At 61.3% G+C, this 17,385-nt stretch carries 14 protein-coding genes; 3 read left to right on the forward strand and 11 right to left on the reverse strand.

The window, feature by feature from the left end; all coding sequences use genetic code 11:
• Window positions 1-535: 535 nt before the first annotated feature.
• Window positions 536-1,645: a YeiH family protein gene (locus FXN63_RS15740; protein WP_222863926.1), complete on the reverse strand. Its 1,110-nt coding sequence runs from the start codon at window positions 1,643-1,645 to the stop codon at window positions 536-538.
• Window positions 1,646-1,762: 117 nt separating this feature from the next.
• Between FXN63_RS15740 and FXN63_RS15745 the strand changes: the two genes are divergently transcribed.
• A complete protein-coding gene (locus tag FXN63_RS15745) occupies window positions 1,763-2,701 on the forward strand; it encodes a LysR family transcriptional regulator (protein WP_148816176.1) in 939 nt (312 codons plus the stop codon).
• Between the two features lie 95 nt (window positions 2,702-2,796).
• Here FXN63_RS15745 and FXN63_RS15750 read toward each other — a convergent pair whose 3' ends face one another.
• The 7 genes from FXN63_RS15750 to hglS all read right to left on the reverse strand — a co-directional run bounded on the left by FXN63_RS15750 (window position 2,797) and on the right by hglS (window position 11,873).
• A complete protein-coding gene (locus FXN63_RS15750; protein WP_148816177.1) occupies window positions 2,797-3,567 on the reverse strand; it encodes a class I SAM-dependent methyltransferase in 771 nt (256 codons plus the stop codon).
• A 254-nt stretch (window positions 3,568-3,821) separates the two neighbouring features.
• Window positions 3,822-4,466: a DsbA family protein gene (locus FXN63_RS15755; RefSeq protein ID WP_148816178.1), complete on the reverse strand. Its 645-nt coding sequence runs from the start codon at window positions 4,464-4,466 to the stop codon at window positions 3,822-3,824.
• A 190-nt stretch (window positions 4,467-4,656) separates the two neighbouring features.
• Window positions 4,657-5,454, reverse strand: a complete 798-nt coding sequence (gene phnE / locus FXN63_RS15760; protein WP_187394912.1) for a phosphonate ABC transporter, permease protein PhnE — start codon at window positions 5,452-5,454, stop codon at window positions 4,657-4,659.
• 138 nt (window positions 5,455-5,592) lie between these two features.
• Complete coding sequence (gene phnD / locus FXN63_RS15765; RefSeq protein WP_148816180.1) at window positions 5,593-6,537, reverse strand: phosphonate ABC transporter substrate-binding protein; 945 nt, start codon at window positions 6,535-6,537, stop codon at window positions 5,593-5,595.
• Window positions 6,538-6,793: 256 nt separating this feature from the next.
• Window positions 6,794-7,654, reverse strand: coding sequence for a phosphonate ABC transporter ATP-binding protein (gene phnC, locus FXN63_RS15770; protein ID WP_148816181.1), 861 nt, complete (start codon window positions 7,652-7,654; stop codon window positions 6,794-6,796).
• Between the two features lie 1,295 nt (window positions 7,655-8,949).
• Window positions 8,950-10,464: an L-piperidine-6-carboxylate dehydrogenase gene (gene amaB, locus FXN63_RS15775; RefSeq protein WP_148816182.1), complete on the reverse strand. Its 1,515-nt coding sequence runs from the start codon at window positions 10,462-10,464 to the stop codon at window positions 8,950-8,952.
• Between the two features lie 29 nt (window positions 10,465-10,493).
• Window positions 10,494-11,873 (reverse strand): 2-oxoadipate dioxygenase/decarboxylase HglS, encoded by a 1,380-nt coding sequence (gene hglS, locus FXN63_RS15780; RefSeq protein ID WP_148816183.1) that lies wholly within the window; start codon window positions 11,871-11,873, stop codon window positions 10,494-10,496.
• A 232-nt stretch (window positions 11,874-12,105) separates the two neighbouring features.
• Here hglS and FXN63_RS15785 point away from each other — a divergent pair, with 232 nt between their 5' ends.
• The gene (locus FXN63_RS15785; protein WP_148816184.1) at window positions 12,106-13,017 is read left to right on the forward strand and encodes a LysR family transcriptional regulator; all 912 of its coding nucleotides are present in this window, start codon (window positions 12,106-12,108) and stop codon (window positions 13,015-13,017) included.
• A 30-nt stretch (window positions 13,018-13,047) separates the two neighbouring features.
• Here FXN63_RS15785 and FXN63_RS15790 read toward each other — a convergent pair whose 3' ends face one another.
• Genes FXN63_RS15790 through FXN63_RS15800 form a run of 3 tightly spaced genes read right to left on the reverse strand, consistent with a single transcriptional unit; the run spans window position 13,048 to window position 15,784 of the window.
• On the reverse strand, window positions 13,048-14,934 hold the full coding sequence (locus tag FXN63_RS15790; protein ID WP_148816185.1) for a putative bifunctional diguanylate cyclase/phosphodiesterase: 1,887 nt from the start codon (window positions 14,932-14,934) through the stop codon (window positions 13,048-13,050).
• The gene (locus tag FXN63_RS15795; protein ID WP_148816186.1) at window positions 14,931-15,443 is read right to left on the reverse strand and encodes a YfiR family protein; all 513 of its coding nucleotides are present in this window, start codon (window positions 15,441-15,443) and stop codon (window positions 14,931-14,933) included. Before FXN63_RS15795 ends, FXN63_RS15790 begins: the two co-directional genes overlap by 4 nt.
• Window positions 15,444-15,445: 2 nt before the next feature.
• Window positions 15,446-15,784 (reverse strand): hypothetical protein, encoded by a 339-nt coding sequence (locus FXN63_RS15800; protein WP_148816187.1) that lies wholly within the window; start codon window positions 15,782-15,784, stop codon window positions 15,446-15,448.
• A gap of 349 nt (window positions 15,785-16,133) precedes the next feature.
• Between FXN63_RS15800 and FXN63_RS15805 the strand changes: the two genes are divergently transcribed.
• On the forward strand, window positions 16,134-17,345 hold the full coding sequence (locus FXN63_RS15805; RefSeq protein WP_148816188.1) for an NnrS family protein: 1,212 nt from the start codon (window positions 16,134-16,136) through the stop codon (window positions 17,343-17,345).
• Window positions 17,346-17,385: the final 40 nt, after the last annotated feature.

Genomic DNA, 17,385 nt, shown 5'->3' on the forward strand with positions numbered 1-17,385 from the left:
TACTCACCGCTTCGAACGTTCTTCATCAGCCCGAACGTTCAATGCGCAACCTTCGAAGCGCCAATCCTCAACGCCCCGCCTTTTCGTCGCATTACCTGGTGCGCGGCCACCAGCTTCCAAGTCACCCCACCACCAAGCAGAAGCGCGAATTCTTTTGCGTGGCACCGCCCTGAAAGGCCCCTGATATACGGCCAGACCGTGAGCCGCTGACTCGCTTCGTGGCGACCTGGCCAGCCATTCCCCACGGCCAGCCGCATGGCGCTCAAGGATGGCGGCCCACGCATGCCGAGAACCGATTCCAGCACCAAGCAGCGAGCAAAACGGCAAACGCCCACAGGCGGGATTGGCCTTTACCCAAGCAGTTCTGAAGGCGTGGGTACCGTGGGCGTGGCGACTGCCCTTCTGGACGACGTGGAGGGCGGGAGACCCGACGCGTAGGTCCAGCGGGGCAGGCGACGCGCCCACGGTGCCCGCGACTGGCAAAAGAACACTCACCCCATCCACAGAAAAACAAAGCTCAAAAAACGCTACCCCATCACCCCAGCAGCAAAACCATCACCCGATTGATCACCCCACCCCCAACCACCAGCCACACAAACAAACAAGCAGCCAACAACAAAGGCTTCATGCCCGCCTTGCGAATCGCGCTCAAATGCGTACTCAAACCCAGAGCCGCCATCGCCATCGCCAACAAAGCCGTATCAATCGCCAACAACACCTCAACCACCGCAGCCGGCAACACCTGCAGCGAATTGAACAAAACAACCGCCACAAACCCGAACGCAAACCACGGGATCGCCATCTTCCGCTTTCCATCGCCTGATGCGTCCCCACCCTCACGCGCCTCATCACGCGCCAGCCAGGCAGACAGCAGAATCAGGAACGGGGCCAACATCATCACGCGAACCATCTTCGCAATCACCGCCGCACCCGCCGCGTCGGGGCCAATCGCCCTGCCCGCCGCCACCACCTGCGCAACCTCGTGAATGGTCGATCCCACATAGACCCCGAAGCCATGCGTGCCACCAGGAATAAACTGCCAGATCGCATTCAGATCGAACAACAGCGGGTACAGAAAGATCGACAAGGTACCAAACACCACCACCGTTGAAATCGCGACCGTAACTTGTTCGGCCCGCGCCTTCACCACAGGCTCTGCACCCATCACCGCCGCAGCGCCACACACCGCACTGCCCACGCCGATCAGCATGGCGGTCTTGCGTTCCATGCCCAACCAGCGCACACCCAGCCAGCAGGACAGCATGAAGGTCGAGCCGATCACCAAGGCGTCGATGGCCACGCCGGTCAGCCCGACCAAGCCAACGTCTTGCATGGTCAGCCGCAGGCCATACAAGACCACGCCCGCGCGCAACAAGCGCTGCTTGGAAAAATTGATACCCGGTGTGCTGACTGTGGCAATGCGTGGGAAGACGGTGTTGCCGATCACCATGCCCATGATGATGGCGAGCGTCAGTGCGCTGAGCCCGTGCGCCTGTGCCCAGCCGCTGCCACCCAGCCACATCGCACAACAGGCCAGCGCAGCGCTCAGCGCCAGGCCCGGCCACATTTTTGCCATCCACCCCGATATCGATACTGTCGTGGGACCGCCAACGGTGGCGAGCGAGGGTGATGCGGGGCGGTTCATGGTGGGTCCGGCAGATACGGTGGGGATGCCGCCAATCTACGGACGCCGGAAAAACCCGTCCAACGTGTTATTTGCGTAATATCTATCTAACCAGTAGCTATATAGATATTTTTGTTCATGGACGTCCTGCGTCTTACGCTGCGCCAACTGCAGATTTTTGTCGCGGTTGCGCGCCACGGCAGCACCACTGCTGCCAGCGCCGAGATTGCCTTGTCGCAATCCGCCACCAGCTCGGCCGTCAACGAGCTTGAACGTTTGCTGTCACTGCAACTGTTCGACCGCGCAGGCAAACGCCTGTTGCTCAACGAGAACGGTCGCGCCCTGCTGCCACGCGCCCTGGCCTTGCTGGATGCCGCAATTGGCGTCGAGAACTTCGCACGCGAAGGCAGTGACCAGATGCAGTCGCTTCGCATCGGGGCCAGCACGACTATCGGCAATTACCTGTTGCCCAGTCTGCTGGGCAAGTTCCTGGGCGATGGGCATCGACGCGAGACCACCGACTGGAAATCGACGGTCGCCATTGGCAATACCGCGGCCATCTGCGAGTCGGTGGCGGCGTTCGAGTTGGATGTGGGCTTGATCGAAGGCCCGTGCCACGAGACAGCTTTGCAGGTAACGCCGTGGGTACATGACGAACTGCTGATCGTTGCCGCACCGGCCAGCGTGTTCGCAGGCCCGGCGTGCAAAGACCAGCCGCCCGTCACCCTGGCCAAGCTGCGCGAGACCATGTGGTTGCTGCGCGAGTCAGGATCAGGCACCCGGGAAGCCACAGACCAGGCCTTGCTGCCGCATTTGCGCGCCTACCGCCGCAGCATCGAACTGGGCAGTTCCGAAGCCATCATGCGTGCCGCCGCCGAAGGGCTGGGCGTGGCCTGCCTGTCGCGTTGGGTGGTGGAAGATTTCATTGCTGCCGGCCGCTTGTGTGCGGTGCGCAGCACACTGCCGACGATGATGCGGCAATGTCATGTGGTCACCCACCGGGACAAGCAGATGACGCCGGTGCTGAGGCAGTTCATGGCGCAGCTTCTGCCGGATGTGACTGGCGAAGAGACTTGATGAGGGTAGATGATCGAGATCAGTGTTGATCGGCTGATATTGATCAACTGATATTGATCAACTGATATTGATCAACGGATATCAAGCACCCACAGTCAATCAGCCAATCGCGTGGCGCGATAAACCTGCGTGCGATACGGGAACGACACCGTGTCCCCTTGCAGCGCCGGATAGGCGGCCACCAGGGCGCGCAGTTGCGCTGCCACGTGGGCTTTCTGATCGTCTGGCAAGGCGGCGATGAAGCTTACCGACAGGAAACGGTCGACGATCACGTCCTCGGCACTGCCCACGTGTTCATACGGAAAGGCAGTCTCCAGCAACGGGGTGAAAAAGCTGCCATCGAAAGGCTTGCGCCAGTCACCTTTGTAGAAGCGTGGCGCATCGCCCTCGTAGGGGGTGACCAAACGCGTCAAGGCCGCCACCCAGTCCACCGATTCATCGCGCACGTTCCACACCAAGCCAAGCTGTCCACCGGGTTTGAGCACACGATGGATCTCGGCCAGCGCTTCTGTGGTTGCAAACCAATGGAAAGCCTGAGCGCAGACCACGGCATCGGCAGATGCATCCGGCAAAGGCATGGCCTGCGCAGTGCCGGCGAAGGTCTGCACCGCAGGCAAGGCCGTGCCCAGCTGTTCACGCATGGCATCCACGGGTTCGACCGCGAGCACGGTTGCGCCCGTCTTGGTCAGCAGCTTGGTGAACTTGCCCGTCCCCGCCCCCAAGTCGATCACCGTCTTGCCGGCGCCCAGACCCAGTTCCTTGGTCAGCCAGTCCACAATCTCGGCCGGGTATTCAGGACGGCCACGGACATAGGCCTGGGCCGAGGTCGAGAAGCCCTGCTGGGCGGCGGTGTGCACCTTGCTCATGACGGTGTCCTTGGGTACGGATGATCGGGACGATGGACAAAAAAACCGGACAAAGATATCGGGCAAAGATATCGGGCAAAACATCAGGCGAAAACATCGCCCAATAATCTGGGCAGCCGCTGCAACTGAGCGCGCAAACACCAGACTGACTACTGAAGCCGCGATTCTGCAGCAGTCATCCAGCATTTGGCCTGAATAAGCTTCCCGACCAAGCGCTGATGCGCAGTTGTGCTGATTACCAACGTCCGCCCAAATCAATCCTGCGCAGTCTCTACCCGTTCCAGCAGATATTCCCGCCAGGTATCGGGCTGGCCCAGCCATGACCCGATGGACAGCGTTTCGCGCTGGCGTCCGTATTCCAGCACAAAGGTCGGGAAGCCCTTGCCACCTACTTGCTCCAGCAGGTTGCGGCTGGCACTGATGTGATAACGCGTGGCCTCGCCCGACACGTTGCCGAAGAAAGCGGTGAAAGCCTGCGGGTTCATGCCGATATCGACCGCCATATCGGTCAGCACAGCCGGATCGGCGATGCGGCGGCCCTCGATATAGTGCGCCCGTTGCAGGCGCGCCAGCATGTCCAGGCCACGGCCACCCAGCGCTTCTGCGGCCAGGATGGCGGTGGTCGGCGGCTCGGAATCCATGACCGCGCCCAAGTCGTTCAGCAAGCCGTCGAGATACGCGTCACCGAACACCTGACCCGTGAGCTTGGCAATGCGCAAGTCGTGCGGCATGACGTGCGCGCGCCATTCAGGGGTGATCGGGCGACGATTCGAGCCGGTCATCATGCCGCCTGCATGGAACCTGACTTCCAGGCCAGGAATGCTGCGGGCGACCTCAACCAAGGGCGCGGCCGCGTAACACCAGCCGCACAGGGGATCGAAAATATAGTGAAGAATCATGGTGGCGCTGCAGAATTTGGATAAGTCGGCAATCATGCCGGACGACACGCCGACCGACACGCAAGACGCTCATCTTAGAGCCGGCAGGCCTGATCGCAAACCGCGAATAGCGGGCACAGGCCATACCCAGTTCAAACGGGGGTGGCCAGCCCCCCGCAAGAACTGGCGCAGCAATCGGCGCTACGCCCTGTCAGATCAGGTGTTTGCGAATGCGTGCCGACACCAGGTCGATTGCACTCACCGTGACGATGATCAGCAGCATGACCGCGCAGGTCTCCGAATATTGGAAGCCCCGGATGATCTCCCACAGCACCACCCCAATCCCGCCCGCCCCCACCATGCCGACCACCGAGGCCGAACGCACGTTGGATTCAAAGCGGTACAGCGCAAACGAGATCCACAGCGGCATGACTTGCGGCAGCACGCCGTAGACGATCTCGTGCAAAGCGCTTGCGCCGGTGGATCGGATGCCCTCGACCGGTTGCGGGTCAATAGCCTCGACCGATTCCGAGAACAGCTTGGCCAACACCCCCGAGGTGTGAATCCACAAGGCCAGCACGCCCGCGAACGGCCCCAGGCCAACTGCCACCACGAACAACATGGCAAACACCATTTCGTTGATCGCGCGGCATGCGTCCATGAAGCGGCGCACCGGCTGGTACACCCACCACGGCACGATGTTCGATGACGCCAGCAAAGCCAGCGGCACGGCCGTGATCACGGCCAGCACCGTGCCCCACAGCGCGATCTGCAAGGTGATCACGATCTCGGTCACGTACATGCGCCACTGGGTGAAATCGGGCGGGAAGAATTCGGCGGAATAACTGACCATGTTGCCGCTGTCGCGCAACAGGTCTAGCGGCCGCATGTCGGCCCCGTCCCAAGACGCGGCAAGCAACAGCAGCATGGCTGCCCAGGACAGATACCAGACCAGGCTGCGCTTCGGCGCGGGCGGAACAGGCGTGGTCACGCCGTGAGAAGGAAGCATGGTTTGCATGGGCGTCGGAAAATATCAGGCGTCGGATGGAACACCGCCGCGAACCCGAAAGGTACGCGGCGGCCCTTGGCAACTACAGCAACTACAGCAACTACAGCAACTACACAATCACAGGCTTGTTGCGGGCGATCAGTTCAGCGCGGCCAGCTTCTTGTCGATCTCGGCCAGGCGAGCGGCCTTGTCGGTCTCGTTGATCACCGGGTCGGCGGCGATCTTGCTGCGCTGGCCGAACAGGTCGATCTGGCGGATCGGCAGCAGTTGGGCATTGGTCGATGCCTTGAAGCCCCACAGCTTCGAGATCTTCATCAGCACTTCTTTTTCACGTGCGTCCTTGCCGTAGCTCAGGAAGAACTTGGTGAGCTTTGCCTTCTGGTCGGCCGGCAGGTCGCTGCGCATCACCAGCGGGTCAAGCGCGATCAGCGGCGAGGTCCAGATGATCTTGATGTCGTTGAACTTGTCCGGGTAACGCTGCTTGATCTTGTCCAGGTTTTCGCTGTTGTTGGTGGCCACGTCGACCTGCTTGTTGGCCACGGCCAGTGCATTGCTTTCGTGGTTGGCGCTGCGCGTCACCTTGAAGATGGTCTTGGCGTCGACCTTGTTCTGCGCAAAGACGTAGAAGCCCGGCACCAGGAAACCAGACGTCGAGTTCGGGTCACCATTGCCAAAGGACAGGTTCTTGGCCTGGCCCAGCATGTCCTGCAGGTTGTTGACCGGGCTGTCCTTGTGCACGATCAGATGCGAGTAATAGCCCTGCGTGCCATCGGCATTGACCATCTGGGCGAACACTTCACCCTTGGCACGGTCCACGGCTTCCATCGCCGACTTGTTACCCAACCAGGCCAGCTGCACCTTGTTGAAGCGCATACCTTCGATGATGCCGGCGTAATCCGGGGCAAAGAAGGCGGTGACCTTCATGCCGGTTTCGCGGCTCATGTCAGCGATCAGCGGTTCCCAATCACCCTTCAGGTTTTGCGTGGCCTCGGTCGAGATGATGCCGAAGTTGATGTCCTGCGCCATCGACACGCCGGTCATGCCCAGGCCGATAGCCAGGGTTGCGCACAGTTTCTTGATCATGGGTGGGTTCCACATAATTGAAGTAGACGACAAAGGAAGGGACGACAAGGGATAACGCAGTGGGCCAATGCCCGCTGCGGCTAAGGTTCAGAATGCGGTTTTGCTGCTTGGCCTGCGGCTGGTCTGGGCTGCCTGCTTCAACTGCCTGCTTCAACTGCCTAATTTGGGCTGCCTGCTTCGGTTTCCTGTTCCGACAGCATTCAGGAAGGTCCAACCTGCGACTCAGTGGCGCTGATCAAGCCTCTGCACGCAGCATTCAGGCAACCTGGGTTTGCGCAGCCCAGCCAGCCATGGCCGGTTGCGGCGCAGTCTGCGGCGGCACATTTGGGGCCATTGCCGGTGCCAATATTTCGTCGGCCTGCACGCCATACAAGTCGCGCAACAAGGCGGGCGTAAGCGTCGCCGACGGGCCGTCGAACACCACCTTGCCTTGATGCAGTGCGATCACGCGCGGGCAGTATTTGACGGCGATGTCGACCTGATGCAGCGAGACGATCACGGTGCTGCGATCTTCGCGATTGATGCGCGCCAAGATTTCCATGACCTTGCGCGACGATTCCGGGTCCAGCGACGCAATCGGCTCGTCAGCCAGCACGACCTTGGCTCCTTGCACCAGCGTGCGCGCGATTGCCGCACGTTGTTGCTGGCCGCCGGACAAAGTAGATGCGCGTTGCGCATGACAATCGGCGATGCCGACGCGGGTCAGCGCTTCCAGTGCCAGGGCGCGTTCCTGTGCGACGAACACGCGCAGCAGGCTGCGCCACCAGGGCATGCGGTGTACCAGGCCGACCATGACGTTCATCAGCACGGGCAGGCGGGCAACCAGATTGAATTGTTGGAAGACGAAGCCGACGTGGGCGCGTACGGCGCGGATGTCGCTGCTGATGCGACCGTTACGTTGGACGCAACGGCCGTCGATTTCGATCAGCGATTCGCTGCCTGCGTCGGCGGTGACCAGGCCGGCGACGTGTCGCAGCAGCGTGGATTTGCCGGAGCCGGACGCGCCGATCAGAGCCACCATCTCGCCACGTCGAACGGTCAGATCTATATCGCGCAGGGCATGTTTGCCGTTGGCGAAGTGTTTGTTGAGACCTTTTATGCGCAGCGCGGTTTCCATGATGTGGATCCCCGAATCGTCTAGACAGGCGCAGTGTGGGGTCGACTTATTACGTTGTGTTGACAGTAAAAAGACGTCACGAAGACAGCGGATGAGTTCGCTTTACTGCTTTTAGGGTTTTCTCGTAGCTGGCTGGGTGGGTTTTGGTTCTGGTGGTGTGGTTGTTCTTCTGCCAGTCGTGGGCACCGTGGGCGCGTCGCCTGCCCCGCTGGACCTACGCGTCGGGTCTCCCGCCCTCCACGTCGTCCAGAAGGGCAGTCGCCGCGCCCACGGCACCCACGCCTTCAAACCTTCTTGGTTAAGAGCCAATCCCGCCTGTGGATGGTCTGCACGCTTCTGGCTGCCAGGTGCTGTACGCGGCTCTCGGCGTGCGGGGGCCACCATCCTTGACACCCATGCGGCTGGCCTCGGGGATTGGCTGGCCAGGTCGCCACGAAGCGACTCAGCGGCTCGCGGTTCCGCCTGTCCCTCAGCGGCGTTTAAGAACAGCGCCACGCAAAGGATTCGCGCGTCTGCTTGGTGGTGGGGTGACAAGGAAGCGGGTGGCCGCGCACCAGGTAATGCGACGAAAAAGCGGGGCGTTGAAGATTGGCGTTTTGAAGCGCCGTGCATTAAACGTCCGAACTGATGAAGAACGCTCGGAACAGTGGTGAGCAATGGTAGACGCTGATGCTGCCAAGCATTCTGAAAGACCACACACTTTCGTTGAATGCATGTACCAAATCAGCCGCCAGCGCCACGATCGTCGCTGCCGCTCTCCGCATGCCGTGACGCGGCGGCCACCCGCTTCGGTGCCACCCCACCGTCAAGCAGGAGCACAAATTTTCTTGAGTGGCGCTGCCGTAAAAGGCTGCTGAAGGACGGTCCGAAACGTGAGCCGTTGATTCGCTTCGTGGCGACCTGGCCAGCTAGTCCCCGGGGCCGGCTGCTTGGCTTGCAAGAATGGTGGCCAGCGCATGCCGAGAACCGATTCCAGCACTTGGCAGCCAGAAGAATCGAGACGCCCAAAGGCGGGATTAGCTTTTAACCAAGCAGTTCTGAAGGCGTGGGTGGTGGGGCCGGGTTGGCTGCCCTTCTGGACAAGGTGGAGGGCGGAGACCCGACGCCAAGGTCAAGCGGGGCAGACGAGCCGGCCCCACCACCCGCGACTGGCTCAATAGCGCTCACACCGTCATGAGCAAACAGCACTGGCAAAGAACACAAACTCCGACACACACAAAACCAAACAGACGAAAAAAAAGCGACTGCCCCAGAACCCAGTGCAGTCGCAATTTTCAAGCTACCACTTCAAAAACTCAGACGTCGAAACGAATACCCTGCGCCAGCGGCAACTCACGCGAATAATTGATCGTGTTCGTTGCACGACGCATGTACGCGCGCCATGAATCCGAACCAGACTCACGACCACCGCCAGTCTCCTTCTCGCCACCGAACGCACCACCAATTTCAGCACCCGACGTGCCGATGTTCACGTTCGCAATACCGCAATCCGACCCAACAGCCGACAAGAACGTCTCGGTTTCACGCAGATCATTGCTGAAGATCGCCGACGACAGACCCTGCGGCACATCGTTTTGCAACGCAATCGCCTCATCGATCGTGTCATAAGACAGCACATACAGAATCGGCGCGAACGTCTCGTGACGGACCGTAGCGCTCTGGCCCTTCATCTCCACGATAGCCGGCTTCACATAGAACGCATTCGGGAACTGGTCAGCCAACACACGCTCGCCACCGAACACCACACCGCCCTCCTCCCTGGCCGACGCCAACGCCGACTGCATGCCCTTGAAGGCAGACTCATCGACCAGCGGGCCAACCAGGTTACCCGCGGTCAACGGATTGCCGATCGGCAGTGCCGCGTAAGCCTTCTTCAGACGAGCCACCAGTTGCTCACGCACACTGCTGTGCACGATCAAACGACGCGTGCTGGTGCAACGCTGACCGGCGGTGCCGACAGCCGCAAACAGGATGCCGCGCACGGCCAGATCCAGGTCGGCGGTGGGGGCCACGATCACGGCGTTGTTGCCGCCCAATTCCAGCAGAACACGACCGAAACGCTGTGCCACGCGCGGACCGACTTCGCGGCCCATGCGGGTGCTGCCGGTGGCCGACACCAACGCCACCAGCGGGTTGTCGACCAGGGCTTCGCCCGTGTCACGCTCGCCGATCACGACTTGCGACAGATTGGCCGGTGCACCGTCGAAATTGGCAAGCACGCGCTCGAACAAAGCCTGGCAAGCCAGAGCGGTCAGCGGGGTCTTTTCCGACGGTTTCCACACAACCGGGTTGCCGCAGACGATGGCCAGCGCAGCGTTCCAAGCCCAGACGGCGACCGGGAAATTGAAGGCGCTGATCACGCCGACCACGCCCAGCGGGTGCCAGGTTTCCAGCATGCGGTGACCGGGCCGCTCGGAAGCGATGGTCAGGCCGTAGAGCTGACGCGACAGGCCGACGGCGAAGTCGCAGATGTCGATCATTTCCTGAACTTCGCCCAGGCCTTCCACGCGGATCTTGCCGGCTTCGTAGGAAACCAGTTCACCCAGTGCTTCTTTTTCAGCACGCAGCGCTTCGCCGAACAGACGGATCAGTTCGCCGCGACGCGGGGCCGGCACCGAGCGCCATGCCAGGAACGCGGTCTGTGCTTGCTTGACGATGGTGTCGACGTCAGCAACCGAATGGGTGGCCAGTTTGGCCAGATTGGCACCGTCGATGGGCGAACGAACATTCAGATTGCCGGCAGACAACACAGCTTCCGATACACCCAGGCGCGACAGCAAGGGGCGGATCGACACGTCAGATTGAGTCATGGTTTTCATCACAGGAGTTAAAGGGGCCGTCAGCCTTGCAACTGGGTGCGGACCAGTTCGATCGAGCGACGTTCAGCCGCTTCGTACAAACCGATTTCGTCCAGCACCTGGCTGCCCAGGGCTTGTTCAAACACCGCTTTTGCGGCGTTCGCGGTATAGCTTTTCTGTTCGGTGCCACCCAGATTGGACTGGAAAATACCGGCGGCACTGACCGGCAGGAAATCTTCATACACGATCGGATGCGCAAGCACATGGCCTTGCGCAATCAGGCTGTCCAGGGACTCGCCGGCAAGCGCCGGGCCGGCTGCTGCCACACCGGCATCGGTTGCCTGGTAGCGGTAATAGGCCAAGCCTTGCTGACGCAATGCCGTGTGATCGTCGGGGAATTCCTTGAAGACCGACGCCAGGCGGCCTTCATAGTCCTGGCCTGCATTGCCTGCCTGGCCGACGTCACGCACTTGCGCCAACAGGCGATCGTACAGCGCGCGGCCGGCTTGCGTCAGCGCCACACCGCGTTGCTCGATTTCACCAAAGCGCGCCGTGTGGGTACCCGGCGTGCCGTCAGCAGCCCCCTGGAACGCAATGGTCTCGACCAGCGCCTTGAAACTGGTCTGGCGCAACAGAATCGGACAGTCGCGGCGCGGCGGGCCTTCGACCACTTCCTTGGCCGCGATGCCGCGCTTGGGCATCTCGACCTGTGCGGTGTCGATGTCCAGCGTGCGCGGCGTCAGGTGATTGATGTGCGGGCCCTTGAAACAGACCACGTCGGCGATCAGCCGATGCGCCTGATGCAGACGGTGATAGGTCTGTGCATCCACGGTGGCGGCGTTGTGCCAGCGGAAGGTTTCCAGCGCCTGTGCAACGAACGCGTCGGCGTCTGCCGAATTCAGTCCACCCTCGCGCTCGAACTTGTCGGTGAGCGCAATCGCCTGCTCGGTGAAGATGCGGCGCTTTGCCAGGATGGCAGCGGCCTCGGCACGCAGGGCCGGATCATCGATCAGTTCCAGGCGCAGCAAGGACGTGAACACACGGAACGGGTTGATCGCCAGGGCTTTGTCGGTCACGGGACGGAAGGCCGTCGAATGCACCGGCACACCAGCCACCGACAGGTCGTAATACCCCACCGGCGACATGCCCATCACACCGAACACACGACGAATGGTCGACAGTTCCTCGGGCGTACCAAGCCGGATCGCACCATGACGTTCCAGGTCAAGGCGCTCAAGCTCACCAGCCTGACCCAATTGCGCTTTCAGCGAGGGATCAGCGGCCAGCACCTCGGCGTTCACGTCCGCGACCAGCTCCAGCAGTGTGCCGTATTGAGGCACTTCCTGCCGGTACATGTCCGACATCGCTTGGGAAAAACGGGTGCGAATTTCGTCCGGTGAGACGAATTGCGAGGAAGTCATGGGAAATGGACCTGGCAGAGAAAGGGAAAGTGGCGGTTTGATCAGAACAAGGCTGGCGTCCAAGACGCCAAAACATTACCTGTGCGCATGATCTGTACGCATCCTAAGTGGCGTTTCCCATGCGGTCAAACGATGATAACGTCTGACTTCATTCCAAATCAGAATGAACTACCGAACCAGCAGCCCATCAATAGCCCAACAGCGTGATGCGCTGCCTTACAGGACCGATCCAATGGCCATTCCCCGGCGATTTCTCCCGCCCATGTCCTTGCTGTGCGCCTTCGAAGCCGCGGCTCGTTCGCAGAGTTTCACTGCTGCCGCGGCCGAGTTGAAGCTGACGCAAAGCGCGGTCAGCCGGCAGATCCGGGCCTTGGAAGAGTTGCTGGGGTCTGATCTGTTCATCCGCGAGCGACAGACAGTCAGGCTCACGCTGGCAGGCGACGCATTTGCGCAAGAGATTCGCGGGGCCTTGGAACGTATCTCGGCAGCCACCCTGGGCTTTCGTGCCAACCCCCAGGGTGGCACTTTGAACCTGGCGATTTTGCCAACCTTTGGCACGCGCTGGCTGGCCCCGCGCCTGTCGGGTTTTCTGGCAGCCAATCCCGGCATCACCATCAACCTGACCACCCGGTTTGCTCCCTTCGATTTCCAGTCGGAAACCGTGGACGCAGCGATCCACTTTGGCTTACCGGAATGGCCAGGCGCCGAACTCGACTTTTTGATGAGCGAGACGGTGGTGCCGGCCTGCAACCGTGAATTGCGCGACACGCATCAATTCGCGCAGCCCGCTGATCTGTTGAAAGCGCCGCTTTTGCATCTGGTGTCCCGGCCGGACGCGTGGGAACGCTGGTTTAACGTCATGGGAACGGATATTCACGACGTGCACGGCATGCTGGTCGATCAGTTCGCGCTTGCCGCGCAGGCAGCAATTTCAGGCCTGGGGGTGGCCTTGCTGCCGCGCTTTCTGATCGAGAATGAATTGGCGCGGGGCGACCTGGTGGAAGCCATCGATGGGCCAGTGGAAAGCGCAGAACGGTATTACCTGGCCTGGCCATCTAGCCGCACGGCCTACCCGCCCTTGCAGGCATTCCGTCGGTGGTTGAAAAGCGCCACGGGGGCGAGCGCTGAATCGATACCGACCTGATGACACCGGCCTGATGATACCGGCCTGATATCAGGCCGGCTCAGGCACCTGGCGTGACGCGGTCTGCGCCAGCAACAGATCACGCACGGCGCTGGCGGGCATGGGCCGCGCCATCAGGTATCCCTGCACGTAGTCACAGCCTGCGCCTTGCAGCCAGGACAACTGTGACGGGGCCTCGACCCCTTCTGCCACCACCGACAGATCGAAGCCATGCGCCAGCGAAATGATGGCGCTGGTCATGGTGAAACCGTCTTCGGGCAGCAACTGCACAAAGCTGCGGTCGATTTTCAGGCGGTCGATCGGGAAGGATTGCAAATACGACAGCGACGAATACCCGGTACCGAAATCGTCGATGGAAAGCTTGACGCCCATTTCGCGCAACGCACGCATGAAGGCCAGCGCCGCTTCGACGTCGCCCATCAGGAAGCTCTCGGTCAGCTCCAATTCCAGCTGTGCGGCCGGCAAGCCGGTATCACGCAAGATTTGACCTACCTGGTCGACAAACGCGCGCTCGCGCAACTGGCGGGCCGATACGTTCACGGCCAAGCCAAGCGCCTTGCCCGTGGCCTTGCTCCAGGCGGCAGTGTCGGCACAGGCCCGGCGCAGCACCCACAAGCCCAGCTCGCCGATCAGGCCGCATTCTTCGGCAACCGGAATGAAGTCGCTGGGAGCAATGTAGCCTTGCTCGGCATGCGGCCAGCGGGCCAGGGCCTCGAAGCCGACAATGGTTTCCGAACGACAGTCGAACTGCGGTTGGTAAAACACTTCCAGCTCGTTGCGCTCCATGGCTTTGCGCAGGTCACGTTCAATACGAACGCGACGCTGGGCAGCCAAGGTCATCTCTGGCACAAAGCCCGAAAAGCGATTCTTGCCAGACAATTTCGCGTGGTACAGCGCGATGTCCGCGCTGCTCAACAACTCGCTCAGGGCAGTGGCGTCTTCAGGGAACATGCTGACGCCCACGCTGACGGTCACAAATACTTCCGCACCGCCCAGCAGGAAGGGCTGACGAAATGCCGCGATCACCGCACTGGCGATTGCAAACGCCTGATCGCGGTCACGCACCGGCGCAGAAATCACCGCAAACTCATCGCCACCGATACGGCCGACCAGATCGGACGGTCGCACTGCGGTGCTGAGCGCACTGCCCACTTTGCGCAGCAGTTGGTCCCCTGCCCCGTGGCCCGCCGTGTCGTTGACCGTCTTGAAGTTATCCAGATCGATGATCAGTACGGCGAACTTCTGGCCGAACTTGGCATTGGAGTCGAGCGCGCGTTCCAAGGCAACGTAGCTGGAACGCCGATTAGGCAGAGACGTAACGGGGTCGGTATAGGCCAGATAATCAAGCTCGCGCTCGGCCCGTGCCATGCGCGCATTGGTTCGGCGCAGCACCAGCCAGCCCACCGCCACCGCCACCAGCGAGGCCACGCCGAACAACATGCTGTACCTGAGCAGTCGCGTGCGAATGACGGTGGTATTGGCAACCAGCACCACCGTGCCCAGCACCTCGCCGCGATAGCGGATATTGCGCAGTACCGATACGTCCTGGCTGCCAGGCTGATCGAGTTCCACCGGCAGCATCTCGCTCGGCGGAGTCGTGTCGGTGTGATGCGCGGCAAACAGCTTGCCTTCCCGGTCGTAGGCCAGCACCGAGGTCAGATAGTTGGCATGGCTGAAGGAGCGCAGCATTTCGCGGGCAGCCACCCGGTCGTCGAACATCAGGGATGCTGCGATGTTGTCTGCCGCAATCGCGGCCTGCACTTCCACGTCGTCGCGTAAAGCCTGGCGCAGTGACACGAACTGGTAGGCGGTCAGAATGAAGCCCGCGATGATGAACGCGGCCATCGCCGCGACCAGTTGGCCGACGCCCAGATTCCTCGACAAGCGTCGGGAATAAAACCGCAGACTGCCTCTCAAGAGACATTCCTTGCAAGGCGCAGCAATTTGGAACTGAAGGTCAGCCCGCTGAAGGACGCCTTGCGGGTGTCGACGTCAAAGCGGATGTGCTCTTGCTCGTTGACGAGTTTGATCGCCGCTGACGACGGGCCCTGCACGCTGCCATCGTCAATCACCAGCGCGCTGACCCCCGCCTCGGTGCCCGCCAACGAACCCTCCCCGGACAACACAACAATGCGGCACTGACCAGGACCGGCTGCCGCCAGGTCCACCAAGGTCCACGGACGACCTTCGACCTTCTTGCCGTTGAGCTTTTCCAGGCTGTCCCACATGGGCGTCTCGGGCGTGGCGCAGACGTCAAAATGGGCCGTCGAGGCAACATCCTCCGGCCATGTGGTGAACAACGCAAAGTTGTAGATATAGGCAGCTTTCAGCGCGACGTCTTGTACCTGGGCAAAACACAGGACAGATGACACCAGAAAGCTGCATCCAAGTGCGATTGCGGCGCACAAGGGCTTTCGCTGCAACATGATCAGAATCCGCTAATCGGCCCAGAAAACAAGGCTACACGTTCTTGTGACAGCGTCTCCTGCGGAACACCCTGATCCACCCCGGGTGCCACGTAACGTAGTGCGTAGACCTCGGACACGGGTGCCAGCGGCACGAGTGCGGGCACCGTCGGCACGACAGCCAGACGCATCAGCGTTTCAAGCGGCAGGTCGGCAAGTGCAGCGCTGTCCACGTCAGACGACGTGCCAGGCGAGGCCAGTGCAGCACCAGGAACGGCATCCGCCGCAAACAGCGGCAACGCGATGGTGGACAGTGCCAGCGCAAGTGTTGCACGGCAAAGCATCGACGAGACTTTCGTCACGGCGTTTTCGAGGAGGATGAGGGTCGCGGTACGCATATGTTCTTTTTAACGGCGCATCGCACAGGAACTTTAGTGTCCAGGCCATACAACGCGCCTTGCATGCCAATGCCAGCGCGCTTTTCACTCGGGCGGACGGCGGAAAGTGCTGACGCCGGGCACGGAGATTTCGTGTCGATAGGACTCTATGGAAGTCATTTGGACTCCCGGTCAAAGTGACCTTATTTCCGGGCAGATCGTTGACGCACGCGGACCTCGCACATGGCATATCACTTGCAAATCAGAGGGCATCCCACCCAGCCCATAAGTCTTGACGGGTGGCGTGCTGCCACGTTTCTTTGCGAGTCTGTCGATGATCCCCCTGACCTCCCCTGCCCAGCACCGCGCTGCATCAGGCACCCCGCTCTGGCGGCTCGGCTTTCGCCCGTTTTTCCTGTTTGGTGCGCTGTTCACGGCCTTGGCAATGCTGGCGTGGATGGCATCGCTGCACGGTCACGCCTTGCCCTGGCAACCGGTGGGCGGCTGGCTGGCCTGGCATCGTCATGAAATGGTCTTCGGCTTCGTCATGGCGATTGTCGGCGGCTTCCTGCTGACTGCCGTGCCCAACTGGACGGGCATCCCGAGTGCGCGCGGCCGCAGTCTGATGATGCTGGCTGTCGTCTGGCTGCTGGCGCGTCTGCTGTGGTTGCTGGGTGCAGACCTGCGTATTGCTGCGATGGCACAGATGGCCTTCATGCTGGGGCTGGCAGGTTTCATCGCAAGCAACATCTATCGTGCGCGCCAGCCGCGCAACTATCCGGTGGTGGCCATCGTCGGCCTGCTGGGTGCGGCGAACCTGCTTGCGCTGGTGGGGGTTCTGCAAGGCGATCCCAGCTTGCAGACACGTGGTGCAATGGCCGCCATTCTGCTGTTGATGACCCTGACCGGGCTGATCGCCGCACGCGTGATCCCGATGTTCACCAAGAACGGCCTGCGCATCGCCCCCCTGCGCGCCGTCAAACCCGCCTATGCCTACAGCTTGCTGCTTGGCGGCGCGTTGGCAGGTGTATTGGCGGCGTTCCAGGGTACCCAACGCGCAGACGGCATGCTGGCTTGGGCGGCGACCGCGCTTTATCTTGCCTTGGGAATCGGGCATCTGTGGCAGTTGGCAGGCTGGTATCACCGGGGCATCTGGCGTGTGCCGCTGCTGTGGTCATTGCACTTGGCCTATGCCTGGATGGGCGCATTTGCGCTGGGCATGGCCGCCTGGCAATGGGGATGGCTTGACCGACCCGACCTGCCGTTGCACGCACTGACGGTCGGCGGCCTGGGCGGCATGACCCTGGGCATGATGGCGCGTGTGTCGCTTGGCCACACGGGTCGTCCTTTGCAGCCGCCCCGCGCCATGCACACCGCATTCATGCTGCTGAACCTGGGTGCCCTGCTTCGCGTCGTCGCTATCCCATCATGGTGGCAGGTTGTCGTGCCGTTGGCAGGGTTGTGCTGGGCCATCGCCTTTTTGATCTTTGCGGCAGCCTACGCAAAGATGCTGATGCAGCCACGGGTGGACGGCATGCCGGGTTGATCTTCCCCGGCATAGCAAATCCCGTTTTCTGGGGTATATG

The organism is Pigmentiphaga aceris (assembly GCF_008119665.1).
GTDB lineage: Bacteria > Pseudomonadota > Gammaproteobacteria > Burkholderiales > Burkholderiaceae_B > Pigmentiphaga > Pigmentiphaga aceris.

Excerpts from the sequence above, each read along its gene's own strand:
- FXN63_RS15740 (WP_222863926.1), bottom strand. The coding sequence starts at position 1,645 with ATGAACCGCCCCGCATCACCCTCGCTCGCCACCGTTGGCGGTCCCACG.
- FXN63_RS15745 (WP_148816176.1), top strand. The coding sequence starts at position 1,763 with ATGGACGTCCTGCGTCTTACGCTGCGCCAACTGCAGATTTTTGTCGCG.
- FXN63_RS15750 (WP_148816177.1), bottom strand. The coding sequence starts at position 3,567 with ATGAGCAAGGTGCACACCGCCGCCCAGCAGGGCTTCTCGACCTCGGCC.
- FXN63_RS15755 (WP_148816178.1), bottom strand. The coding sequence starts at position 4,466 with ATGATTCTTCACTATATTTTCGATCCCCTGTGCGGCTGGTGTTACGCG.
- phnE (WP_187394912.1), bottom strand. The coding sequence starts at position 5,454 with ATGCTTCCTTCTCACGGCGTGACCACGCCTGTTCCGCCCGCGCCGAAG.
- phnD (WP_148816180.1), bottom strand. The coding sequence starts at position 6,537 with ATGATCAAGAAACTGTGCGCAACCCTGGCTATCGGCCTGGGCATGACC.
- phnC (WP_148816181.1), bottom strand. The coding sequence starts at position 7,654 with ATGGAAACCGCGCTGCGCATAAAAGGTCTCAACAAACACTTCGCCAAC.
- amaB (WP_148816182.1), bottom strand. The coding sequence starts at position 10,464 with ATGACTCAATCTGACGTGTCGATCCGCCCCTTGCTGTCGCGCCTGGGT.
- hglS (WP_148816183.1), bottom strand. The coding sequence starts at position 11,873 with ATGACTTCCTCGCAATTCGTCTCACCGGACGAAATTCGCACCCGTTTT.
- FXN63_RS15785 (WP_148816184.1), top strand. The coding sequence starts at position 12,106 with ATGGCCATTCCCCGGCGATTTCTCCCGCCCATGTCCTTGCTGTGCGCC.
- FXN63_RS15795 (WP_148816186.1), bottom strand. The coding sequence starts at position 15,443 with ATGTTGCAGCGAAAGCCCTTGTGCGCCGCAATCGCACTTGGATGCAGC.
- FXN63_RS15805 (WP_148816188.1), top strand. The coding sequence starts at position 16,134 with ATGATCCCCCTGACCTCCCCTGCCCAGCACCGCGCTGCATCAGGCACC.